We start from the raw sequence: 25816 nt of genomic DNA on the forward strand, positions 1-25816 counted from the left end.
TTTCTTTGGAGTGACAAGCTCGTTAGACTTTAAGCGGGAGTAGTTGAAAAGCAAAAATGAATCTATTAAGAGTTTCTGCTTCTGTTTCCCAGAATGACTAGGGAGGTGCTGATCCTTTCTCATTTTTGGCCATTCAAATTAATTTTGAGACCAAAAAGAACAAAAAGATTAATAAAACCATAATATTAAAACTTTTTGAACATTCTATTAACATAAATGTACGGACGTTTGAAAACGTTATCAAAGGGGAAAGGAGAGAGATAGATGCGAATAAACTTTAAAAACCTGACTGTACAAGTTATTATCGGTATCATTTTAGGGATTACAGTTGGATTTTTATTCCCTGAGTTCGGGGCGAAATTAAAGATTTTGGCAGATATTTTTATTAAACTAGTGAAAATGGTGATTGCACCAATTGTATTTTTCACCGTTGTCATCGGCATCGGATCGATGGGTGATCTGAAAAAAGTAGGCAGGATCGGCGGGAAAGCTCTGATCTATTTTGAAATTGTTACGACGATTGCTCTTGCTATCGGGATCTTTGTTGTAAACATTATGAAGCCAGGTGAGGGCTTTAACACCGATAGTGTGCAAGGAAGCGATATTTCTCAATATACGAAACAAGCAGAGGAAACAAGTCACGGTGCTTTAGACTTTATCATGAGCATTGTGCCAGAAAATGCAGTGGGAGCGCTCGCAAACGGAGAACTCTTGCCGATTTTATTCTTCGCAGTCCTTTTCGGATTAGCAGCGGCAAGACTAGGGGAAAAAGCAAAACCTGTTATGAATTTGTTTGAACAATTGACAAATATCTTTTTTGGCATCGTAAATATGGTTATGAAAATTTCACCGATTGCAGCTTTTGGTGCAATGGCCTATACAATCGGAAATTTCGGTCTGGGATCGCTTGTGTCTTTAGGAAAATTAATGGCCTCTGTCTACATGACGATGTTCTTATTTATCGTGATCGTGTTGGGACTGATCACAAAATTTTACGGGTTCAGCATTTTAAAATTTATCGCATATATAAAGGAAGAAATATTGCTTGTGTTAGGAACTTCCTCCTCTGAATCCGCATTGCCAAAATTGATGGAAAAGCTTGAGAAGTACGGATGTTCTAAGTCTGTTGTTGGTCTTGTTGTTCCGACTGGGTATTCTTTTAACCTAGATGGAACGTCGATTTATTTGTCAATGGCGGCTATCTTTATTGCACAGGCATATGGGATCGATTTAACCATTTGGCAAGAACTGACTCTACTTGGAATTTTAATGCTGACTTCAAAGGGCGCTGCAGGTGTGACTGGTTCCGGATTTATTACATTAGCCGCTACTTTGGCTGCATTTCCAATGGTTCCGGTTGAAGGAATTGCACTTCTCATCGGTGTTGACCGATTTATGTCAGAAGCCCGTGCGATTACGAATTTAATTGGAAACGGTGTCGCAACAGTTGTTGTGTCAAAAATGGAAGGAGAGTTTCATCCGGAAAAAGCTTCTCAAGAAGAGCAGGTTTCCAGTCAGGCGACTGGCACTGTATATGCTAACGAACAGTGATTCGAAAATTTGATAACAAATCAAAAAGAAAAGGATGTTGATAGAATTCGGCATCCTTTTCTGTTTTGATATTGAAGGTTTCTCTTCAGCGAGCTCTGTATAAAAAATGAAAAAAGGTGAAAAAATTTCAAGAACTGCTTAATATAAATAATGGGGAAATTATTGCAGAAAGGGAGTGGAACAAGGTGGTGCAGTCTCCAATTTTTTTAAAGCCTGTTTTTAAAGATCGAATTTGGGGTGGAACAAACCTTCGCACTCATTTTCATTACAAAATTCCAACGGAGACAACAGGAGAATGCTGGGCGATTTCTGCCCATCCGCATGGTCAAAGCATTGTAGCAGAAGGAAAGTTTAAAGGAAAAACATTGGGTGAATTATGGGACAACCATCGAGAATTGTTCGGCGGAATAAAAGGGGATCGATTTCCTCTCTTAACGAAAATTCTTGATGCAAACAACGATTTGTCCGTGCAAGTGCATCCAGATGATGAATATGCAAAAAAGCACGAAAATGGTGAATTAGGAAAAACGGAGTGCTGGTATATCATTGACTGCTCAGAAAATGCGGAAATCATTTACGGTCATCATGCCAAAACGAAAGAAGAGCTCGTATCCATGATTCAAAGCGGAAAATGGGATCAATTGCTGAGAAGAGTAAAAATAAAACCGGGCGACTTCTTTTATGTTCCGAGCGGCACCATCCACGCCATCTGCAAAGGAACGCTCATCCTTGAAACGCAGCAAAGTTCTGATACGACTTACAGAGTGTATGATTACGACCGTGTAGATGCAAACGGAAATAAAAGAGAATTGCATTTGAAACAAGCGATAGAGGTGGCGACTGTTCCTCATAAAGATTACACGATTGAACGTTCTGTGGAAGTAAAGGAAGGAGCAACGATTACCACATTTATCAAAAACGAATTTTTTTCAGTTTACAAATGGGAGATTGACGGCGAAGGGAAGTTTGTTCAAAATCATCCGTTCCTTCTTGCAAGCGTGATTGAGGGAGACGGGGAGCTTACTCATGATGGCCGTTCATACACATTAAAAAAAGGGGCTCATTTTATTTTGCCGAACCAAACAGGCGATTTCGCAATAAAAGGAAAATGTGTTCTCATTGTATCTCATGTATAAAACATTTATCCCGACTCTTCTTCCTCCTTTTAAAGGGGAAAGAAGAGTCGGGGTTTTTTATTTGAAAAAGGTCATTCGGTTGAAGAAATACTTTCCCCAACTCAATTGTACCCCCATAGAAATTCGCCGATATACTTGTCCACTTTCGGATGCTCATGAAGACCGCTGTGTGTGGCAAGTTTATCTTTAACAATGATTTCATGATAATTTTCTAACGGAACAATATTTCTAGCGCTGAGAGCGCTCTGGATGGAGACAACTCCATCACTGTCTTTATACTCGGGATTGATCCCTGCGATATTGAGAACTTTCGTTTTTTTAGAAAATTGATCCCGGTTGTTCAATATTTCTAGTAAAGCATGAGAATCTGGTTTTAAATCAATGATTGCTTTACCTGTATTTAGCTTATGGTAAGATTCCTGTTCTATTCCTTGAAACGGGCTGCCTATGACCACCATTTTGCGGACAATCGGGTAATCCTTCAAGTTGTTCGTGTCCTCGACATATTTTGTCGAAACGAGTCCTCCCATCGAATGAGCCACAATGTATAGCTCGTCTACCGAATAGTTTTCTTTTAATAAGCGCATTGCCTTTTTCAGAGAATTTGCCGTTTCCTCAATACTTGTGCGGTTTTCCTCAAAAACAATTTGTATAAAAGGATTTTTTAAGTTTTGTGGGATTGTTCCGGAAATATGGACAATGCCCATGCGATCAACTCGAATGACCATTGATTTTGTTCCCCAGCGGTAATCATATTCAAAACGATGCAGCATATGTTGGAACGAGCGCATTGTTCCTTTATAGCCATGGACAAAGATGGTCGGAATTTGAGGTTCAATGCTTGCAAAAGAGTCGTTTGAATCGACATGCTTCGAGCGCCACGTAATAAAAAAAACGCTTAAAAGAAAAAATGTAAATAAAAAAATTGATGCCATTCGCCCCATCATCGATTTTTTTCTCACGATAAGTTCACCTCGTAATGATAATATTATACTAATTTTTTGGTTTTATCATGGAATTTTTTTCTTTTTTTACAAAAAAAGTTTAGAAATTTACCAAATTTTCTTGAAATTCGTGTATAATATACATCGAAAGAACTAGTAAAAAAGTCTAATGTCATGCAAGGATTGTCAAATAGTGAAGAAAAAGGGGTGAAAGAGTGGAGCAGGTCAAAAATTATATTTTAACTTGTGACACGCTAGCATTGCTTCCTTATTTTAATACGTATGGAGAATGTTGGACAATTGTTATTGAGAAGTATGAAAAGTATCTTGTGAAAGAGAGGCCGAAAGACCTTTTGGCAGAGAGCTGCAACTATTATGGTGTGTCTCTTAAAGGCATCATAGACGCAGCTAAGAAAATCCTGCCGCGCCAGCGCATGCTTCCTGTATGCATTCCTGCCCTTGATCTTTGTTTTTTCCCTACTAAATCAATGGAGCATTTAGACTGCCAATGGATTGCGCATTCGGCTATTCGACATGTCGTTTCAAAAGGAAAGCATTCAACAATCGTTTTAATCAATCATGAGAAAGTCGTTGTGGAGAAGCATATGAGTATCATTTACAACAAAATGAAAAGTGCGTCTCATATCAATGATACATATAAGAGAAGGATCAATGAGGGGAAGGAATACCATTCCTTTATTTTATATGAGAAGCCATCTTGTTATGATTGTAAACGAAAATCATAATGCTGCTGAATGATTCTCGGTTTGCGGGGATTTTTATTATAAGTGCGGCAGTTCTTATAAAAATGCGGTCGAATGGTGAACTGCCGCACTATTTTTTATTTTTCAGCGGTTTCCTTTTTTAATTCCAAATGTTTTTTCAGCTCGTTGGAAAGGGAAAGACGTTCATCTTCAGGCACAATATAGTAGTAAATGCCGTTAATTTTTTTTCCGCTCCCTTTTATTTGATGCTGAATGACATTTTTTCGGGCATCTTTGTAATTTTCTTGAATTGCCCACATTTCATCAAATGTAAGATTTGTTTTTACATTGTTTTCAATGACTTTAAACATTTCTCCAAATTTTGTAATGGATGTAATGCTTGCTCCCTTTTCAATAACCGCCTCAATAATTTGCCGCTGCCTTTCCTGGCGTCCGAAATCGCCCCTTGGATCATCATATCGCATTCTTGAATACGCAAGAGCTTTTTTGCCATCCAAGTGAATGGTTCCTTTTTCAAAATGGTAGCCCTCGTAAGTGAAATCTAAATCATTTTCAACCGTCACACCGCCGACTGCATCGACAATATCGCGAAAGCTTTCCATATTCACTTTGACAAAATAATCAACCGGCACATCTAAGAAATTTTCAACCGTTTTAATAGCCATTTCTGTTCCGCCGAAAGCGTAGGCGTGGTTAATTTTGTCTTGAATGCCTTTTCCGACAATTTCTGTTCTTGTATCGCGGGGAATGCTGACCATTTCCATTGACTGTTCTTTTGGATTGACTGTCATCAAAATGAGCGAATCAGACCGTCCTCGGTCTCCTTTTCTTTCATCAACACCCATCAGCAATATGGAAATAGGATCGCGATTTTTAAAGTTGACTTGCTGATCGCGTTTGTCTGATTTATCCCGCCCGATGTTTTCTTGAATGTTGGCAATGGTCGATTGTGCTTTGTTCCAAATGTAAAAGGCATAGGATCCCGTGGCAATAATGAAAACTCCAATGACTGATAACAAAATCCAGAGCCATTTTTTTCTCTTTTTTCTCTGTCTATCTGATCTCATAATTTCATCCCTCATTACTAATATTATCTAATCTGATTATAAGTTTCCAATTCTATTAAGACAATATATTTGTGAGGAAAATATTTTCGTATACACTTGTCAACACCGCTTGAAAAAATGAATTGACAGCATGGAACGGCAGGTCATTTTCCGCTATAATAAAGTGAGAAATTTGTCGTTTGGAGGATTATCTGTGAAAAAAAGGATTATTGTTAGTAATGTTGTCGTTTTATGTATAGCATCAATTATTGTCGGCCATTTTTACTGGAAACAAAAAATTTCAAAACCGACAGCTGCTTCTGTGGAATCGTCTGCAGAAAATATAAAGGAAGACAATAGTAAACAAAATGATACGCGAGAGGACTACGTCAAAAATTTACCGGAGGATGTTCAGGAAAAAATCAAAACAGCTTTAAAAGAAGAGAAACAATTGAACTTTGTAATTTGGGGATCTGAATCAGTTCCTTCCGATCAAAATGGGTGGCCGGAAAAACTGAAAAAGGAGCTTCTTTCTGCATATGGAGATGAGCTCTTTAACATCTCGATTGTTTCCGATGCCGAGGAGACAACGCATAGTGTATTGAATAAAAAATTATATAAAAAAATTGCAGACAAAAAGCCTGACATCCTCCTTTTCGAGCCGTTTATTTTGAATGATAACGGCGTTGTCGGCATTGACAATACTCTAAGCAACATTACGGACATCTTGCGGAAAATTCAAGAAGCAAATCCTGACGTATCGATTATGCTGCAGCCTGCACACCCGCTCTTTGGTGCAAAATTTTATCCTAAGGAAGTAGATGCGCTCAAACAATATGCCGAAGAAAACCATTTTGCATATTTAAACCATTGGGAAAATTGGCCGGATAAGGAAGACGAGCAATTGAAGCAATACGTTACAGAAGACCGATCCAAACCGAGCGAAAAAGGAAATCAGGTATGGGGAGAGTATTTAATCAACTATTTTGTTGCCGCGGATGAATGATAAATTTTTTTGGAAGGAAGTATATAATATAACATATTCCGGGAAATAGTGATTTTGTCGATTTTTTTGTTGAGAATGGTAGCTTAGACAAAGATCAACGTCAAGGCAAAATGTTGTCATTTTTTGGCTATTGTTTCCATAGTGTTGCTAGCTGTCGGTTCATAATATATGAAACAATAGTGAGGATTGTGCTAAATAAAAAAAGCTTCATCCCTGTCTACTGTCGATTTAGGCACATTTTTTTTGCGGCAACTAAGACATAGTCAAAAGAAATACTGCCAATTGCGATTGTTGAAAAGCATTCCATAGAAGCTGGCTGCCTTTGAATTCTTATCGCCATATGCAGAGAAAAACGAGAGGTTGGAGAACGTTTTTAAATTTGTATAGAAAAATATAGGATTTGCTCCAAATTGTGCGACAGATCCTAAGCTTCGCCAATGAGTCGAAAGGGTCGACTTTATGAATCAAATTTATGAATCAAAACATTTATCGGCAGCGAGATGTTCGCTATTCTGCTAGAGCATCACCGACTAACTTGGTTACCCTGAGGCAATTGTATCCTTTATTCTAAGCCGAGATGAACTAAAGGAGGACTTTTTGGAATATTCGATTAGAAAACGGAAATATTAGGTAAAAAATAAGGGGAATCTCAAGAAATTTACAAATCAGTTTTATTAAAAATGTTAAGATATATTATGTTCGAAAAAAATTTGTGAAGGTGATGTTCTTGAAAAAAATTAAAGTAATGACGATTTTTGGAACTAGACCTGAAGCAATAAAAATGTCTCCGTTAGTGCTGGAACTCAAAAAACATACAGACAAAATCGAGTCATTTGTAACCGTTACGGCACAACATCGCCAAATGCTTGATCAAGTATTGGATGTTTTCGGTATCGTTCCGGATTATGATTTGAATATTATGAGGGATCGGCAAACGTTAGTTGATATTACGACAAGAGGATTAGAAGGCTTAGATGGCATAATGAAAAAAGTAAAGCCTGACATTGTTCTTGTTCATGGAGATACCACGACAACATTTATTGCTAGTTTAGCTGCGTTTTATAACCAGATTGCCGTTGGCCATGTGGAGGCGGGGCTTCGCACTAATAATAAATTTTCTCCATTTCCAGAGGAAATGAACCGCCAATTAACAGGAATTTTGGCGGATTTGCATTTTGCTCCCACTAAGAAAGCATTTGAAAATTTAATAAAAGAGAATAAGCCGAAAGATTCGATTTTTATAACAGGCAATACGGCAATAGATGCTTTAAAAACAACAGTAACAGATGATTATCACCACGAAATTTTTGATAAAATTGGAAATGACCGAATGATACTGCTTACTGCACACCGACGCGAAAATTTAGGGCATCCGATGAGAAGTATGTTCCGGGCCATTAAAAGATTAGTAAAAGAATTTGCTGATATCCAGGTTGTTTACCCTGTTCACCTTAATCCGGCTGTTCGCGAGGTAGCAGATGAAATTCTCGGAAATGACAGCAGGATTCATTTAATTGAACCACTGGGAGTTTTGGACTTTCACAATTTTGCCGCCCGTTCTCACATTATCTTGACAGATTCCGGTGGCGTACAAGAAGAAGCTCCTTCTTTAGGCGTGCCTGTTTTGGTTCTCCGCGATACGACTGAACGACCTGAAGGAATTGAAGCAGGCACATTGAAACTAGCAGGCACTGATGAAGAGCAAATCTATCAATTAGCCAAACAGCTCCTAACAGACGAGAAGGTATACCGACAAATGTCACAAGCATCCAATCCTTACGGAGACGGCAAAGCATCAGAACGGATTGTGCAGGGGATTTTGTATCATTTTGGGGTAAGTTCAGTAAAACCAGTGTTGTTTAACCATAATACTTGAGCTGTTGAATTTTGACAGCTCTTGTTGACTTTTAATGGCTTTTGTCATATAAAAAGGTTGTATTTTTTAAAATCCTTTTACAAAAAAAATTTAGCCTATCTTCTTTAAGCAATATTCGATATAATAACTGATAGTGTGAATTCTGTCTGATTACAAAGGAGTTTTTAAGATTATGGAGAAAAAAATATGCGTTATTGGATTGGGTTATATTGGATTACCAACAGCTGTTATGTTTGCCAACCATGGATTAAGGGTTCATGGGGTGGATATAAATGAACATGCTGTCAAATCAATAAAAAATAAACAACTTCATATAGAAGAAAATGGATTACAGGAACGTCTAAACAAAGCAATCGATGATGGCAATTTTACAGTATCTACAAAACCTGAACAAGCTGACATTTTTATTATTGCTGTCCCTTCTCCGATCAACCAAGATAAGACTGCGAATCTTTCTTACGTCAGCCAAGCAACAGATTCAATCGTTCCGTACTTACAAAAAGGAAATTTAGTTATTTTAGAATCCACTGTTCCACCAAGGACTGTTGAAGACGTTATGTTGCCGATATTGCAAAAAAGCGGCTTGAAAATTGGTGAAGAATTATTTGTATCTCACTCTCCGGAACGTGTCATACCAGGTAAAGTATTCGAGGAATTAGTTCAAAATGATCGTATTGTAGGAGGAATTAATGAAAAATCTAGTCAATTGACAAAGGAATTATATCAAGTTTTTGTAAAAGGAACGATTCATACGACAGATGCAACAACTGCCGAAATGGTAAAAGTGATTGAAAATACGTATCGAGATGTAAATATTGCTTTTGCAAACGAATTGGCTAAAATTAGTGAAAATATTGGAGTCAATGTATGGGAGGCAATTAAGTTAGCAAATTTCCATCCTCGAGTCAATATTCATTTTCCTGGTCCCGGTGTTGGGGGACATTGTATAGCAGTTGATCCATGGTTTCTTGTTGAACTTCAGCCTGATGTTGCGAAAATGATTCATCTTGCTAGAACGATCAACGATGGTATGCCAGCATATACGGCAAATAAAGTTAAGAGATTATTCGAAGAAAAAGGAATTTCTCATGGTCGTGTTGCAGTGCTAGGTCTTGCGTTTAAAGGAAATATAGATGATATGAGAGAAAGTCCTTCTATTGAAGTGATCAATCACTTAGAAAAACTAAGTATTGATTACACAGCATATGACCCGCATATTAAAGAAAACAAGATTGAACGTCAAACACAAAGTCTATCTGAAGCTTTGGATCATTCCGATCTCATTTTGATTTTGACTGATCATAATGAATTCAAAGAATTAGATCCAAATAATATTGAGAGAATCCGATCTAAAATCATTTTCGATACAAAAAACTGCATAAATCGTTTAACATGGGAAAAGGCCGGTTTTACAGTGGTAACATTAGGGGATTCTAAAAACTTTCCTCGTATTTAAAGGTGATATTATGAAGGAAAAGATACTCGGGATTGATGTTTCTTCGTTAAATTATGAAGAATTAACATCATCATTAATACGAGATATCGAGGAAAAAAGAAAAGCTTTTATTGTTGCGATTAATCCAGAGAAAATTATGAAAGCACAAGTTGACGACCAATTAAAAGAATTGTTGAATAAGGCGACATACCAAATCCCCGATGGAATAGGTGTGATTATAGCGTCTAAAATAAGGGGAGGAAACATTCGCTCTCGTGTTACTGGGATTGATTTAATGTTAAAGATTTGTGAGGCAGCGGCAAAGCATAATAAAAAAATCTTTCTATATGGAGCAAAACCAGGAATTGCTGAAAAAGCAAAAGAAGAGCTTATCAAACAATTTCCAGGGTTGAACATTGTTGGTGTACTGCATGGCTATGAAAAAGATACCGACATTATTCGCAGGACAATTAACGAAGCTAAACCAGATATAATATTTGTCGCTTTAGGAAGCCCACGGCAGGAATATTGGATCATTGAAAATATGAACTCCCTTCACCCTTTTGTTTTTCAAGGAGTTGGAGGTTCTTTTGATGTCATTTCCGGAAATCTTAAAAGAGCTCCAGAAATTTTTCAAAAATTAGGGTTGGAATGGTTTTACAGATTAATAAAAGAACCTTGGAGATGGAAAAGGCAATTAATATTACCGAAGTTTTTGATTAAAGCACTAAAAAAATAACTGTTGTTTTATTTCAGTTTTTAGCAGATGCCTTTTCTCCAACAAAATATATTATTGTTGGGAAAAGGCATTTCTCATGAACTTATTCCATTTCAGTTAATTAAGATAGAAATAACTTTTGAACGGATCAAGCAACAGGAGGATGTGTAGTGAATAAGCGTTTATATTCATTTTCGTCAAAGTTTGAGTGGTTTTTGATATTTTTTATAATTTTACAGCCAGTTATCGATTTAATGACATCTTTTTCAATATTTATTTTTCATATCGATTTAACTTTCGGGGTATTCATTCGTTTTGGTGTGATGTTTCTCATTTTGTTATATATCTTGTGGGTTCCCCTGGATAAATCTAAGAAAAAAATATTATTTTATTTATTTCTGTTCGGGTTTGTTTTAATAATTGGTTTAATAAATAATATGTTGGTTAAAGACCCTTTTCATTTGTTCTCAGAGTTAAGAAATATTGCAAAAATTGCATATGTTCCCATTATTTTATTTGGTTACTTAATTGTTATAAAAAAGTTAAAAGAGCAAGAGAATATTCAAAAAACAATTCAAAGGAATATTTTTATTTCCATGAATATTGTATCTTTGGTAATGATAATAGCATCCATTACAAGTACTGGTATAAAAAGTTATGAGAGCGAAAAACTTGGACACCAAGGATGGTTTTTTGCAGGCAACGAAATTGGTGCTATTATGGCGATATGCTTTGCAGTGGTGGTGTATTACGCTGTTCAAAACACAAAATCGTGGAAAACTATTTATTACTGGATTCCTGTATGTATGTTGATATTTTCTCAGTTAGCAGTCGGAACAAAAGTTGGGTATGGTTCCGTCTTCATCATTTTAGTGATTGCATTTTTCATTTATTTGATTGAACGGATTAGATTTAGACATGATTCGGTTTTGGCAAAAAAATTTAGTGTAAATTTAGTGGTGAATTCTGTAGTATTAGTGTTATTTCTACTATTGACCCCATACACACCTGTTGCACATAATATGAATATCCACTTATCATGGGTTGGATTGGATCAACAACAAGCTGATTTTAATAATGATAATAAAACAGAAGAATCCAAAAACGAAATAGAAAAAGAAAGGGAAAAAGCAGTAGAAAATGTTTTATTAAGCGGGAGAGAGCACTTTTTAGCACAACATAAAAAATATTTTGCTGAAGCTCCATTATCTCAAAAGCTTTTCGGAATGGGATATGGTGGGAATTATCAAAAAGAAGGAAAAACAGTTGAAATGGACTTTTTTGATATATTTTTTTCTATAGGAATTATTGGATTTGCTTTGTACATTGCTCCATTTTTATATCTTGCTTATAAAATCGTTACATACTTTTTTAAAAATGTTAAAGAAAACTTTAATCATGAAGTGGTTTTATTTGGTTCTGCCGTTATTTTAGGTCTTGGCATCGCCTATACTGCGGGTCATGTTTTAACAGCACCGGCGGTGAGTATTTATTTAGGTGTGCTTATTGTATACTTATATTGTACTTTAGTTTTTAAAACTACATAATTACAGTTAACGGCCTCTTAAAAATTTTTACCTATCCCAAGTGGATAGGTTTTTTAAAAGAAGTATGAAATATTTTAGAATACATTGGAGAGGGTATTAAAAATAAGATATAATATCTTGGAATAATAGGTATTTGTCTTATCCTATTTATTTTGAAAGGAGTTTATTAAAATGAGCAAAGTCCTCATAATTATTCCTGCATATAATGAGGAAGACTCAATATATAATACAGTAAAAAAACTGGTTGAAACTTGTAAGTATGATTATGTGGTAATAAATGATGGATCAACTGATGGAACAAGGAGAATTTTAGAGGAAAATAATTTAAATTATATTGATTTGCCGATTAATCTTGGAATTGGTGGAGCGATGCAAACGGGTTATAAATATGCTCTTAAACACGGTTATGAATATGCAATCCAATTAGATGCAGATGGACAACATGATCCTGACGATCTTGAAAAATTAGTAGCGGAGATAGAACGATCGCAATATGATATGGTAATTGGTTCAAGATTTATTGAGAAAACTAACTATAAAGGATCTTTAATGAGAAGAATAGGGATATTGTATTTTTATTACTTATTACTTTTTATATCAAGAATAAAAATTACAGATCCAACATCAGGGTATAGAATTGTAAATAGGAAGATTATAAAAGAATTTTCAAAATATTATCCTGTTGACTATCCTGAAGTAGAGGTACTTGTAAAGTTGGCACAAAAAAAATATCGAATAAAAGAAATAAAAGTAGAAATGAAAAACCGCCAAGGAGGAAGATCATCGATCACACCCTTAAAATCATTATATTACATGACAAAAGTTACGTTTATTTCATTAATTCGTTCAGTTTTTTAGGGAGGGTAGTCATGGATATTGTCCAAGTTATAGCATTAATATTTGCTTTGCTTTTTTTTATGCAAGTTATATTCTTTACTAGCAGAAATAAACTTCAAGATAAACAAGCATTTTTGTGGATCGTTTTTGGTATTATTTCATTATTGATTGCGTTATTCCTTCCAAGTATTAATAAGTTTGCCCATTATATTGGAATATCTTATATGCCAGCATTGATTTTTATGGTTGCTTTTTTAGTAATTTTAAATTTACTTATTTATCAGACGACTGTCATTTCAAGTCAACAAGAAAAGTTAAAAAATGTTATTCAAGAACTAGCTTTTCTTAAAAAGCAAATAAAAGATTATATTAAAGATAAGGAAGATAAGAAATGACTTTGGTAAACTTCATATTGATATTAGGAAATACATTGATTTTAGTTACTGGTCAATTTTTATGGAAATACGGCATGGAAAATCAAACACTTAGCTTTTCTCTACTTTCCATTTTAAAGGTAATATTTTCCCCTTTTGTATTTTCTGGACTTGCAATGTATGGTATTGCAACAATATTATGGCTATATATATTATCGAAAGTTCCGCTCAGCGTTGCATATCCCTTTCAAAGTATCGCATATATACTTGCTGTTTTTGGTGCCCACTTTGTTTTTAATGAAACAATCACCTTCCAAAAAGTTTTAGGTTGTTTGTTAATTATGGCGGGAGTTTCGATAATAGGTTTGTCTCCCAACAGTAATACTTAAAATTAGGAGGATATTCTCTTGAGTATAAATAATCAATTACTTCAATTAGTTAGGAAACATTATTCAATAATTATTATATTGCTTTTGGCCTTAGTTTTAAGATTGTTTGCTCTTTATGAATATGGATTGAATCTAACATTAAATAGCGATGATGTAGGGTATACAAAAAGTGCAAGAGTTCTTATACAGACAGGGATGCTAACATACCATCAAATTGGAGAACCCACTGTTCATATTATGCCTGGTCAATCTTTTTTATTAGCATTAGTATTTTTAATTTTTGGATTTGAAGAGGTAGGTTTATATGCAGCGAGGGTTGTAATATCTTTGTTCGGCATAACCAGTATTTTATTTGTATATCTAATTGGTAAATATGTTTTTAATAAATGTACAGGACTTATAGCCGCTTTTTTACTTGCGATATTCGTTCCTCAAATTTTGACAGATAACCTTTTGTTAACCGAATCACCTTTTATGGCAGGAATGTATGTTTTATTATATTGTTCTCTTAAACTGGCTAATGAACGCAAATGGTCTTACTTCTTTGGAGTTATCTTTTCTTATTTATTTTGTCTCATGTTTAGACCAACAATTGCACTGTATCCCTTAGTTTTATTAATATACCTATTATTAAAAAAATACCCTTTAAAAATGATGTTAAAACAATTTCTTATTGCTTTAGTTTTGCTTCTCATTGTATTAGGACCTTGGTGGATTAGAAATTATATTCATTACCATGAATTTATACCACTTAGTGGTGGAACAGGAAATCCTCTCTTACTGGGAACTTATCAAGGGTCGGGATATAGATATGGCGAACCCTATGATGACGTAATTAAAAAAATTAACAAAGAACACCCAAACATTTCTGCATATGAAAACATGAACTTACAAAAAGAAGCAGCCATTGATAGAATTAAATTATGGTGGAAAAGTGATCCAAAATCATTTCTTAGAAGCTATACAATTGATAAAACAATTAAACAATGGAATACATCATTTTATTGGAAAGAAATTTTTGGGGTTAAAATTGAGTTAATGCAGAAAATTCATAAACTAACGATGGTACTTGCAACAATATCTATGACTTTATCCATATTTTTATACAAAAGATCTCTATCAGAAAATGTTCTTCTATTTGGAATACTCGCTTATTTTACTGTTCTTAATAATATATTTTTTGCATTTGATCGGTATAACCAACCGTTAATGTCAATCTGGTTTTTATTTATTGGATCTATTATCTCCTATTTTTCACAAAAAACTAAAAGTATATTCAGGCTTAGAAGTTAAAATAAAATATAGATATTCTATTAGCAGTTTACTAGCTAGGTATATTATTTTTGTAGTAAATAATTTAGTTGAAGGAGGAACAAATATATGTATAAAAGGTTAGGAGCACTTTTCTGCAGTTTAATAATCCTTCTTAGCGTTTTGCCAATAAATATCGGAAAAGCTGTAACGAAAGAATTTTATAGAGTAAGTATAACATCTGAAAAAGCCCCAGTATATTCATTAGATGATGAAAAAATTGTAGGATACTTATATGGAGGTTTTGAATTTTACTCAAATAAAATTGTGGACGATAAAATTATATTCAATATGAATAATAAACAGTTTTATATTAAATTAGAATCTGTAAATTATCAATTGGAAGAAAATGAAAATGTGTCAACGGTACCAGAAAATTTGGATTTACCTCAATACAAAGTACTAACTGATCAAACACCTGTTTTCTTAACAGAATCCTCTGGCAAACAAGTTGGTATTTTATCTAATGGTTTTATCATTCAACCCATTCAAGAAAATGATACACAAGTTATTTTTTCTATAGGAAATCAATTGGTACAGATTTCTAAAAATAATCTAGAGATTTTAGCAAATAATGTGGAGAGTCCACAAATAAACGAAAAAGAAAATTTAAACTCTGGTGAAAGTAGTGATATTCAAAAGGAAATAACCTCAGATGTTCAGATTAATTCTGAAAACAATCAACAAACCGCAATACAAAATTCTAACGAAAATTTACAAGTTGAAAATAACCCAATAATGGAAAAAAAATTATTAATGAATAGCAACTCACATAAATTTTTTAAAGTAAAATATGATAACACACCTGTTTATCAAAATAATAAAATAATTACATATTTAAAGAAAGATCAAGAATATCAAAGAGTGGCTGATTCGGGTAATTGGTACAAAGTAAAAATAGGATCAGGTTATGGATATGTTTGGAAAGAAGCTACTTTGCCAAGTACGGGGTCAACAATACAAAATCTTAATAAGTTGAAAATATCAAACAATTATATTATCACTTTAGATAATACAATTGTTTATGACACTTCTAGTGGAAAAAGGGTTCCTTTTGCTGAAATTTCTGCGAACACAAAATATCCGATAATAGGAGGGTATAATAAATATGCAAATTGGTATGAGGTAGACATACTCGGTAGAATTGGGTATATTATGAAGACCTCTGCTCGAGTAGATTTCTCTAATGATATGGAATATTTTAGAGTTAAATATGGGGGCACACCTATTTTTGTGAATCACGAAAATGGTTCTCAGGAAGTTGTACATTTGTATCAAGGTCAAGTTTTCAAAAGAGTCTCAGACTATGGAAATTGGCATATGGTAAAAGTGGCAGATGGATATGGATATGTTTGGGAGGCAGCAACTGAACCTGCGGACGACAGTTCCATTAAAAATAAAAATAATGGGTTAAAAATAAGTGAGAATAAATTTAAAGCTCTTGATGATTTAGTTGTTTACGATACATCTTCAGGAAAAAGAGTACCGTTTGCTACAATTAAGAAGGGTGCTATATATCCGATATTGGGTGACTATAAAAAATATGCCAATTGGTATCAAGTAGATATAGATGGAAGAATTGGCTTTGTTAATAAATCAAATACTGAACTTCAATTTAGTAATTCAACAAAATATTTTGAGGTCATTGCAGATAATTTGCCTGTATATGCACCGGGAACATCTAATGTGTTTGTTTATCTAAAAAAAGGTGAAAAATTTGAACGAGTTCAGGACTCTGGTAATTGGCATTTAGTCAAAGTAGGGGATAAATATGGTTATGTGTGGAAGCAATCCACAAAACCAACGACATCAACAAATATTACAAATTTGAATAATGGGCAAGTTTCAAACAGTAGAGCTTTTAAGGCGTTACAAGATGTTAAAGTTATAGATACCTCTACGAGCTCTCGGAAGACTTTTGCTGTCTTAAACAAAGGCGTAGTATATCCGGTTATACAAGAGTATGAAAATTGGTATAAAGTCGATGTTATGGGTAGAATAGGGTATGTAAATAAGAGTGGTACGCAAAGAACCTTTGCTAACTCAGACCGTTATTTTCAGGTAATAAGAGATAATGTTTATGCAGTAAGTTCAAATGGCACGGAAATTATTAAGCTCTCAAAAAATGAAATTTACCCACGAGTAAAAGATGATGGTAATTGGCACAAGGTAAAGATTAATAATGAGTATGCCTATGTTTGGAAAGATAGCACACAATCAATAATGAATCCAAATGTAAAAGATTTAAATAGTGTTTATAAAATTCCAAATAGAAAGTTTACTACAAATAATACTACACAAATCTTTGATAGCAACCGAAATGTAATTGGTGAACTAAAGGGCAATCAGGCGTACAATTTTATTGATATTGTTGGAAGATGGTTTAAGGTAGATGTTTTAGGTCGAATAGGTTATGTCTATATGCCAGCAACATCAAGCATTCTGTCGTACTATGACATGAGTTTAGATGAGATGTTGAATATACAAATGAGAGTTAGCCCGCAAACTCAAATTGTAAATCATGGATATGTACATGAAAATTATATTCATTTAATGAATAATGGAAATACAGGAATCGTAATCGCAAATGCATTGAATGTTCGAACAACACCATCCATCAATGGACAAAGCAATAGTTGCGGGCAACTGCAAAAAGGTGACACAATTGAAATCATTGGTAAAGTTGGGGAATGGTACAAAATTAAATATTCAAAATCCTGTGGAGGATGGAAAGATGCAGACAGAGAAGATGTATTGTATTTCTTAAATCCTGATAACTTTTTAAACTATAATGGATCCGAAATATTTCAGTTTTTAAAATTATCTCAATACACTGGGCTTACAGCTGATGAAATCAATAACAAAATTTTAAAAGGTAAAGGAATTTTAGAAGGTAAAGGACAGGCATTTGTTACTGCTGCACAAAAATACAATATAAATGAAATTTATTTAGTTGCTCATGCTTTACATGAGACTGGAAATGGAACATCCAGATTGGCAAATGGAGTACAAATTAATGGAAAAACAGTTTATAACATGTATGGAATAGGAGCAAAGGATTCCTGTCCAATAACGTGTGGTGCTGAATATGCTTTTCAAAAAGGTTGGACAGATCCTGAGAAAGCTATTATTGGTGGTGCTGCTTTTATTGGGGAAGGTTATATTCATAATGGCCAAGATACGTTATATAAAATGAGATGGAATCCAGACAATCCTGGAACTCATCAATATGCAACAGATATCCGTTGGGCTATATTGCAAGCAAATAGTTATATAGGAAAATATTATAGTTTACTTGACAAGTATATCTTGTATTTAGATATTCCAGTATTCAAATGAGTTTTAGATTAACCACCCTCCTTTTAAATAGAATAATACTTTACTTTTTATTGAAGTTTATTAGGATTTAGCGTTTGTGTTTGTAAATGTAATTGCTATAATTCTTTTAAAAAATGTCAGGTTAATATTATAAAATATTTGGATATGGTTGATATATTTATAAGCTTACAACAATTAAAATAATATTTTCATGGAAATCTCTTGACTTAAAATTGCGTAAAGAGTAATTTTAATCAAGAGATTTTTTCTTTTTTAAAAAAAGAACAGTCAAAAAGAAGATAATGTAGGCTGTCTGAATTGATAGGAGCCACTAGAAATAAATTTGAATTTATATTTGACGTGTTACAAATAGTTATACACAATGTCATGATTTATTTTTATTCTTTTTAGCGAAATATATCTGGAAGTTTAAGATCCTTTTGGGACAAAACCTTTAAGGATAATTTACTGATGAATAACTAAAGGAAGTGAAATAATGTCTAAATTTAAACTTGCTAGCATATTATTTTTTATTTCTACACTTTTTCTTAAATTTTCAAGTATGTTTCGCGATATCGTCATTGCCCATCAATTTGGGGCAGGCGATATTGTTGGAGCTTATAATGCAGCTATGACCATTCCTAATACATTTATTTTATTTATGCTATCTGGCATGAAGGATGCGTTTGTCCCTTCGTATTTGAAATATGATAAGCAAAATCAGGGGTTTTCACATTTAACGAATATCGTAAAAGGGACATTTTATATAGGATTATTGATTTCACTTGCAGGTGCGGCATTTTCGCCGTGGCTTATCCATTTATTGTTTCCCACATTTAGAGATGATATTGAACAATTGGCTATTTGGACATCCATTATGTATTTTTTTTCTATTTTTTTAGTTGGAATTAATGCAGTTTTTGAAGGATATTTTGATGCAAAGGGGAAATACTCGTTTTCAACTTTTTCGCAGACTGTCGTTGTTTTAAGCACCATTGGAAGTACGCTTTTTTTAAGCAAACTGATAGGCGGCTATTCGATTGCTTTAGGGTATTTAGTCGGTACAATTATTTCGTTTTTAATTAAGTTTTTTTACTTTGGTCCGCGAAAATTTATAAATTGGCGTCAAAAATTGAATATAAAAGAAGTGAACACTTTTTATCTTATCTTCATCCCAGTAGGAATAACAATAATGGTTGGACAAATAAATTTAAATATTAGCAACTTTTATGCAGGAATGTTTGGGGCGGATGCTATTTCATATTTAAATTATGCTTTTCGTTTAGTAAGTATTCCTCAAGCAATTTTTGGAGTAACGGTAGCGACGATTATTTATCCAATTATTGCAAAGGCACGCACGAATAATGATATGGAATTATTTAAGACTGGAATGGAAAAAGGCTTGTCTATCATGTTCCTTTTTTTGGCTCCTACTGTTTCGGGAATGATGTTAATGATGGAAGAGATCATACAGATTGTTTATCAACGAGGGGCATTTGATGGTGCAGCAACGGTAGCAACATCAGAGGTTGCTTACTATTATGTGGGTTCGGTTCTTTTTTACAGCATTCAGGTTATTATTGCAAAGGGGTTTTATACCCTTGATAAAGGGAATTTAATAATGAGGATTGGAATTTTGTCTATTTTGCTAAATATAGTGTTTAATTTTGTTTTTTCAAGTTGGATAGGCTATAAAGGATTAGCATTATCAACTTCAGTCGTTGGCTTTATTTATACCTTTATTGCATTTTTTATTTTAAATAAACACATTGGTTGGCTTTCCGTTAGAAAAATTGGTAAGGAATACGTTAAAATCATTTTTTCCTGCATTGTCATGATAGTTGTTTTATGGATAATTAAACATCTTTTTGAACAATTTCATGTATTTTTATATGTAACGACTTTAACAATTATTGGAGCGGGCATTTATTTTATTATGCTATGGGCATTAAAAACAACATCCTTATATGATATCGTTGCAATGAGGTCAAGTAATAAAAAACAATAATCTATAAAATGAAAATCAAAAGAATACTTTTCTTTTTATCAATAAAACGATATAATGATAAGGGTTTAAAAATTTCATACAGTTAGGAAATAGCTAATGTACTTTATTATTTCCCTTGTGAGGTGTAACTTGATGTCTCCTTACATGACAACATTCTTAATAACATTTATAGTTAGTACGATTTCGGTACCGTTTGTAATTAAATTTGCACGTAATATTGGAGCTGTAGATATACCTGATAATAGAAAAGTCCATAAGAAAGCTGTCCCAAGAATTGGCGGGATTTCAATTTATATTGCTTTTTTAACAGGTTTTATCTATATTTCGACTTTAATAGATTTGAACATTAGTATTATCGTTGCCGCAACAATAATCATGATAACTGGGTTTATTGATGATAAATTACAAATAAAACCTTGGCAAAAATTGGTTGGCCAAACATTGGCAGCAGTAATTGTTTTAGCAGACGGCCTTTCTATAAAATATCTAACTGTTCCTTTTTTAGATCAGAGTATACCAGTTAATATATGGGTAGCTCTAATTGTATCATTTATTTGGATGATTGGTGTTACAAATGCGGTTAACCTGATTGATGGTTTAGATGGTTTGGCTTCAGGTGTTTCAATTATTGCAGCTAGTGCCATTTTCGTTATGGCATTAATTATGAATGAAACAAATGTTGCTTTCTTATCAATTGCTCTAATCGGGTCAACCTTAGGATTCTTAATATTTAATTTTCATCCAGCCAAAATTTTTATGGGAGACACAGGGTCATTATTACTCGGTTTTTTATTATCGGTTCTTTCTATTATTGGGTTTAAGCAAGTGACGTTTGTTACTTTCATTATTCCGATGGTAATACTTGCTGTTCCTTTAACAGATACAACAATAGCCATAATTCGTAGGAAACTTCAAAATAAAAAAATTATGGATGCCGACAAAAATCATTTGCACCATCGATTGTTAGATGCTGGTTTTACTCATCGAAAGGCTGTTCTTTTTATATACTCTATTTCACTTTTTTTCGGAGTTTCAGCAATTCTTTTATATAAGGCAAATTTATTTGCTTCCATTATTATTTTTATTTTAATATTACTTATTATTGAATTATTAATTGAAGGTTTTGAATTAATAAGTAAAAATTATAAACCTTTACTAAGTTTATATAAAAAGTTAAATAGTAAGAAAATAGGCATTGAAAATGACAAAAACGCTTGATGAGAATTAAGCGTTTTTGTTTTATAACTCTATTATAAGTTTGTGAGGTCTGTTTTATGAGAATACATTTAATTGCCAATATGTATCCTAGTAAAATTGCTCCAAATTACGGTGTGTTTGTAAAAAATACTGAGGAAATTTTGGTGGGAGCAGGTTTTAATGTTGACAAAACAGTTTTATTAAAAGAAAAAAATAGACTAATAAAGCTAGTTAAGTATTTTTTTTATTTTTCAAAAATTATTTTAAAAGGTTTAACAAAAAAGTATGATATTACATATGTGCATTATGCTTCACATAATGCACTTCCAATTTTATTTCTAAAGCTATTTAAAAAAGACCTTGTTATTTTCACAAATGTTCATGGCAGTGACGTAGTACCTGAAGTGCCGTCTCAAAAAAAATACCAACCTTATGTAGATAAGCTGTTGAATATATCTAATATAGTGATAACACCAAGTAAGTACTATCAGGATTTAGTGAGAAGCAAATATAACTTGCGGAACCGGATTGAAGTGTTTCCCTCCGGAGGGGTGAACAGTAAAACTTTTTATAAGCGAGAGGATAAACAAACAGCACTAAAAGAACTTATGCTGGATATAGACACTCATTATATTGGATATGTTAGCAGATTAGATGTGGGAAAAGGTTGGGACATTTTATTAACATCGTTAAAGAAATTGAAAGATGAAAATTTTTTGTTAAAAAATAAAATTAAGGTCATTATGGTGGGGGATGGGAAGGATAAGGAACGGTTTGTAAAGATGGTGTCTGATTATGAATTAAATGATGTCATTATCCATTACCCTTTACTGCCTCAAGAGAAACTAAATGCAATATATAATGCGATAGATGTTTTCTGTTTTCCGACTACAAGAAAAGGAGAAAGCTTGGGACTTGTCGGTTTGGAAGCAATGGCTTGCGGAGCTCCTGTCATTGGTAGTGCCATTGGAGGATTGTTGGATTATATTATAGACGGTGAAAACGGCCTACTGTTTCAAGCTGGTTCGTCTGAAGATCTATATAAAAAGATTAAATTTTTTTATTCAATGCCAGAAAATGAAAGAAGAACGATGAGTTATAAAGCCATATTTAAAGCGAATGAATATAAGGTAGAAAATATTAAACATAAATTAATTAATATTTTTCTTTCTTTTAGAGGAGGCACCTTATATGAAGAAGGTTAAGAAAGCTGTAATCCCAGCAGCAGGTTTTGGTACGCGTTTTTTACCAGCTACAAAAGCCCAGCCAAAAGAAATGCTGCCAATTGTAGATAAACCGACTATTCAATATATAATTGAGGAAGCGATTGAGTCTGGAATTGAAGACATCATTATTGTTACAGGAAGAAATAAAAGGGCAATTGAAGACCACTTTGACTATTCAATTGAACTTGAAATGGAGCTGAAAGAAAAAGGAAAATTTGAACTATTAGAACAAGTGCAGAAGATTTCCAATATGGTTAACATTCATTATATTAGACAAAAGAAACCGTTAGGATTAGGTCATGCAGTAAATTGCGCAAGAAGTTTTATTGTAAATGAACCTTTTGCAGTCCTTCTAGGGGATGACATTGTTAAGAATGGAGTCCCTTGTTTGAAGCAGCTTTTAGATGTATATAATGAATTCCAATGTTCAGTCATTGGTACAAAAAAAGTGCCTGAGGAAGATTTGCACAAATACGGAGTAATTAAACCTAAAGATGTATATATAAGCGAAACCTTAGTGGAAGTGGAAGATATGGTAGAAAAACCAAGGGAAAATGCACCTTCTAATATTGCTGTAATGGGGAGATATGTATTTGAACCTGAGATTTTTGATTATCTTGAAAATTTAGATATTGGCTACGGAGGGGAAATTCAACTTACAGACGCGATAAAGAAATTGGCTCAGGAGAAAAAAGTTTTGGCATATGCATTTGAGGGAAAAAGATATGATGTTGGCGATAAATTTGGTTTTATAAAAGCCACAATAGATTTTGCACTTGAAAGAGAAGATTTAAGTGAACAGCTAAAACAATATTTAAGAATGCTTTACAACGAAGGAAAGTTGAACTAACGCGAAAGGAGCTGTCCCAAAGTCAGGAGAACTGACTTATGAGGCAGCTCTTTTTTTATAGTAATTATTTAATGAAATGGTCGACATGTTCTTTGAATGGCAAGTATTACTTTTGGAAAAAATAAAAACAAACTAATATTAGAGGTATTCACAATGGTATTGCTAATGAAGTTAATCTTAATATTTTTAATTTCAGTAATTTTGACTCCCTTTGTCATAAAATTTGCTTTTGCTATTGGGGCTGTGGACATTCCTAAATCAAGAAAAGTACATTCAAAAATTATGCCTCGATTGGGTGGATTGTCGATCGCTATTTCGGTTTATATCGGGATTTTTCTATTTACACCTGAAAGTGTTTATCTAAAGGGATTTTTAATTGGCTCTTTTTTTATAATGATTACAGGTGTTTTTGATGATCTTTTTGAATTAAATTGGAAGTGGAAGCTTTCAGGTCAAGTGGTGGCTGCATTATGTGTGGTCTTGAGCGGACTGCATTTAAAATTTATTCACATACCTTTTATTGGACAAGTAAATATAGGTTGGTGGGGGATTCCAATTTCTTTTTTGTGGATTTTAATTGTTACGAACTCAATAAATCTGATAGACGGATTGGACGGTTTAGCTGCGGGAGTTTCAATAATTGTATTATCAACAATTGTTTATTTAAGCATGCCCGGATTATCTTTTGTTGTTCAAATTGCTTTAATAACCATTTTTGCTACTTTAGGTTTTCTTGTTTTCAATTTTTATCCAGCGAAAATATTCATGGGAGATACTGGAGCTCTTTTTCTTGGTTTTGTGATTTCTTTATTGTCATTATTGGAATTTAAAAACGTCACTGTTTTTTCATTGCTAATTCCCGCCTTAATCCTTGGGGTGCCGTTATCTGACACTTTTTTCGCCATTGTGAGAAGAATAATGAACAAAAAATCAATTTCTATGGCAGATAAATCCCATTTGCATCATAGTATTTTAAAGTTTGGTTTCTCGCATCTTCAGACTGTTCTAATAATTTACTTAATCAGTTTCCTGTTTAGTCTGGCAGCAATAGTTTTTTCTAGAAGTGCCATGTGGCTGTCAATTTTTATTATTTTTCTTATGTTGTTTTTTATTGAAATTCTCGGAGAAATACTTGAACTACATGGAAGAAATTTTAAACCGCTAACAAATTTAATGAAAAAGATCACATATGCATTTAAACAGAAATAACCAGACTATATAGCTCATTAAAATGAGGATTATTGTGTAAAGCCTATTAGAGCCATGTAGTTTTCAAATTTTAAATGTTTTTCATTCGGTCATAAAGAAAACCCATGGCTCGTTTTTAGAAACTAACGCAATTTACTGCTGTTAATGGAAAAATCTCTTTTATATTCCAAATGATTTCTCAACTCCGTTGAAACTTCTTCCAAAGAATCCTCTTCCAGTTGGTAATAGTAAGTCCCATTGATTGGATTGTCATACCCGTCAATCGTTAAGGATTCAATGCTGCTGATGGAACCGGCGTATTTTTGCAACGCCAAGATATTGCCAATGCTGAAATTGGTTGTTAAGTTTTTCCCTAAAGAATCGATGATGTCGTCATATTTCGTTATGGCTGATAAAGAGGAGCTCTTTTCAATGATTGCTTTTATTACCTCTTGCTGCCGCTTGCCTCTTCCGATATCGCCTAATGGATCTTTTTTGCGCATTCGGACATATGCTAAAGCTTCTTCGCCATTTAACGTTTGTACACCTTTCTTAATATGAATGGCGTTCTTTCGCCCTTTGCTATCTTGCTCAGTAAATTCTCTGTCGCTGTTCACTTCAACTCCGCCAAGAGCATCTACAATATCAATAAAAGCGTTAAAATTTAATTCAACATAATAATCGACGGGAATATCAAGCAAATTTTCCACAGTCTCAACAGTTAAGTCTTTTCCGCCGAAGGCATGTGCATGTGTGATTTTGTCTCGGTTGTGACCGGGAATTTTCACTCTTGAATCTCTAGGGATGCTGACCATTTTGATTGATTTTTCATCTTTATTAAATGATGCCAGGATCAAGGCGTCAGAGCGGCTTTTCTTTTCCCCGGGACGCGCATCGACTCCGATGAACAATACCGAAAAATTATCTTTTTTCGGATCAACTGGTTGTTCTCTTAATTCAGATTTTCTTCCTCTCTCTAGATCTTCCTGTGCTAGAAAAGAAACATTAGCTAATTTGATCGATAGATAAACGGCGTAACCGCCAGCAATTAAAAACAGGATTAAAAATAAACAGCCAAAGGCTCTTAATTTTTTTTTCTTTTTCTTTTTTCTCGTTCTTCTATTCATGTCTAAC

21 protein-coding genes are annotated in these 25816 nt (G+C 33.6%); 18 read left to right on the forward strand and 3 right to left on the reverse strand.

Going from position 1 to position 25816, the window contains the following annotated elements:
* Positions 1–264: 264 nt before the first annotated feature.
* Both NSQ41_RS02865 and manA read left to right on the forward strand, forming a co-directional pair.
* On the forward strand, positions 265–1551 hold the full coding sequence (locus NSQ41_RS02865; protein ID WP_063386324.1) for a dicarboxylate/amino acid:cation symporter: 1287 nt from the start codon (positions 265–267) through the stop codon (positions 1549–1551).
* Between the two features lie 185 nt (positions 1552–1736).
* On the forward strand, positions 1737–2687 hold the full coding sequence (manA, locus tag NSQ41_RS02870) for a mannose-6-phosphate isomerase, class I (RefSeq protein WP_066247027.1): 951 nt from the start codon (positions 1737–1739) through the stop codon (positions 2685–2687).
* A gap of 101 nt (positions 2688–2788) precedes the next feature.
* On the opposite strand, the gene NSQ41_RS02875 is transcribed toward manA, so the two are convergent.
* Positions 2789–3649, reverse strand: a complete 861-nt coding sequence (locus NSQ41_RS02875; protein WP_339198678.1) for an alpha/beta hydrolase — start codon at positions 3647–3649, stop codon at positions 2789–2791.
* A gap of 197 nt (positions 3650–3846) precedes the next feature.
* Between NSQ41_RS02875 and NSQ41_RS02880 the strand changes: the two genes are divergently transcribed.
* Positions 3847–4377 carry a competence protein ComK gene (locus NSQ41_RS02880; protein WP_339198680.1) on the forward strand — a complete coding sequence of 177 codons (531 nt, stop codon included), beginning with the start codon at positions 3847–3849 and terminating at the stop codon, positions 4375–4377.
* A 95-nt stretch (positions 4378–4472) separates the two neighbouring features.
* Here the strand turns inward: NSQ41_RS02880 and NSQ41_RS02885 are convergent, their stop codons facing one another.
* Complete coding sequence (locus NSQ41_RS02885; RefSeq protein WP_144597217.1) at positions 4473–5423, reverse strand: LytR family transcriptional regulator; 951 nt, start codon at positions 5421–5423, stop codon at positions 4473–4475.
* A 193-nt stretch (positions 5424–5616) separates the two neighbouring features.
* Here NSQ41_RS02885 and NSQ41_RS02890 point away from each other — a divergent pair, with 193 nt between their 5' ends.
* The 15 genes from NSQ41_RS02890 to NSQ41_RS02960 all read left to right on the forward strand — a co-directional run bounded on the left by NSQ41_RS02890 (position 5617) and on the right by NSQ41_RS02960 (position 24703).
* A complete protein-coding gene (locus tag NSQ41_RS02890; protein ID WP_339198682.1) occupies positions 5617–6408 on the forward strand; it encodes an SGNH/GDSL hydrolase family protein in 792 nt (263 codons plus the stop codon).
* 721 nt (positions 6409–7129) lie between these two features.
* Complete coding sequence (gene wecB / locus NSQ41_RS02895; RefSeq protein ID WP_339198684.1) at positions 7130–8284, forward strand: UDP-N-acetylglucosamine 2-epimerase (non-hydrolyzing); 1155 nt, start codon at positions 7130–7132, stop codon at positions 8282–8284.
* Between the two features lie 172 nt (positions 8285–8456).
* Positions 8457–9740 (forward strand): nucleotide sugar dehydrogenase, encoded by a 1284-nt coding sequence (locus NSQ41_RS02900; protein ID WP_094245076.1) that lies wholly within the window; start codon positions 8457–8459, stop codon positions 9738–9740.
* 10 nt (positions 9741–9750) lie between these two features.
* Positions 9751–10458 (forward strand): WecB/TagA/CpsF family glycosyltransferase, encoded by a 708-nt coding sequence (locus tag NSQ41_RS02905; protein WP_094245077.1) that lies wholly within the window; start codon positions 9751–9753, stop codon positions 10456–10458.
* A gap of 149 nt (positions 10459–10607) precedes the next feature.
* On the forward strand, positions 10608–11984 hold the full coding sequence (locus NSQ41_RS02910; RefSeq protein ID WP_339198687.1) for an O-antigen ligase family protein: 1377 nt from the start codon (positions 10608–10610) through the stop codon (positions 11982–11984).
* 171 nt (positions 11985–12155) lie between these two features.
* On the forward strand, positions 12156–12842 hold the full coding sequence (locus NSQ41_RS02915) for a glycosyltransferase family 2 protein (RefSeq protein ID WP_094245079.1): 687 nt from the start codon (positions 12156–12158) through the stop codon (positions 12840–12842).
* 11 nt (positions 12843–12853) lie between these two features.
* Positions 12854–13216 carry a DUF2304 domain-containing protein gene (locus NSQ41_RS02920; RefSeq protein WP_094245080.1) on the forward strand — a complete coding sequence of 121 codons (363 nt, stop codon included), beginning with the start codon at positions 12854–12856 and terminating at the stop codon, positions 13214–13216.
* Positions 13213–13584 (forward strand): EamA family transporter, encoded by a 372-nt coding sequence (locus NSQ41_RS02925; RefSeq protein WP_094245081.1) that lies wholly within the window; start codon positions 13213–13215, stop codon positions 13582–13584. The genes NSQ41_RS02920 and NSQ41_RS02925 overlap by 4 nt, the downstream gene beginning before the upstream one ends.
* 18 nt (positions 13585–13602) lie before the next feature.
* Entirely contained in the window at positions 13603–14877 is a 1275-nt protein-coding gene (locus NSQ41_RS02930) for a glycosyltransferase family 39 protein (protein WP_339198690.1), read from the forward strand.
* 87 nt (positions 14878–14964) lie between these two features.
* Positions 14965–18234 (forward strand): N-acetylglucosaminidase, encoded by a 3270-nt coding sequence (locus tag NSQ41_RS02935; RefSeq protein ID WP_339198692.1) that lies wholly within the window; start codon positions 14965–14967, stop codon positions 18232–18234.
* Positions 18235–18709: 475 nt separating this feature from the next.
* Positions 18710–20221 carry a murein biosynthesis integral membrane protein MurJ gene (gene murJ / locus NSQ41_RS02940; RefSeq protein WP_339198695.1) on the forward strand — a complete coding sequence of 504 codons (1512 nt, stop codon included), beginning with the start codon at positions 18710–18712 and terminating at the stop codon, positions 20219–20221.
* 132 nt (positions 20222–20353) lie between these two features.
* Positions 20354–21439, forward strand: coding sequence for an MraY family glycosyltransferase (locus tag NSQ41_RS02945; protein ID WP_339198698.1), 1086 nt, complete (start codon positions 20354–20356; stop codon positions 21437–21439).
* Positions 21440–21495: 56 nt separating this feature from the next.
* Positions 21496–22623, forward strand: coding sequence for a glycosyltransferase family 4 protein (locus NSQ41_RS02950; protein WP_339198701.1), 1128 nt, complete (start codon positions 21496–21498; stop codon positions 22621–22623).
* Complete coding sequence (gene galU / locus NSQ41_RS02955; RefSeq protein WP_339198703.1) at positions 22610–23494, forward strand: UTP--glucose-1-phosphate uridylyltransferase GalU; 885 nt, start codon at positions 22610–22612, stop codon at positions 23492–23494. Before NSQ41_RS02950 ends, galU begins: the two co-directional genes overlap by 14 nt.
* 96 nt (positions 23495–23590) lie before the next feature.
* Positions 23591–24703 carry an MraY family glycosyltransferase gene (locus tag NSQ41_RS02960; RefSeq protein ID WP_339198706.1) on the forward strand — a complete coding sequence of 371 codons (1113 nt, stop codon included), beginning with the start codon at positions 23591–23593 and terminating at the stop codon, positions 24701–24703.
* Between the two features lie 122 nt (positions 24704–24825).
* Here the strand turns inward: NSQ41_RS02960 and NSQ41_RS02965 are convergent, their stop codons facing one another.
* The gene (locus NSQ41_RS02965) at positions 24826–25809 is read right to left on the reverse strand and encodes an LCP family protein (protein ID WP_339198709.1); all 984 of its coding nucleotides are present in this window, start codon (positions 25807–25809) and stop codon (positions 24826–24828) included.
* Positions 25810–25816 lie beyond the last annotated feature (7 nt).

Origin of the sequence: Aeribacillus sp. FSL K6-8210, from assembly GCF_037963925.1 — a bacterium.
Classification (GTDB): domain Bacteria; phylum Bacillota; class Bacilli; order Bacillales; family Aeribacillaceae; genus Aeribacillus; species Aeribacillus composti.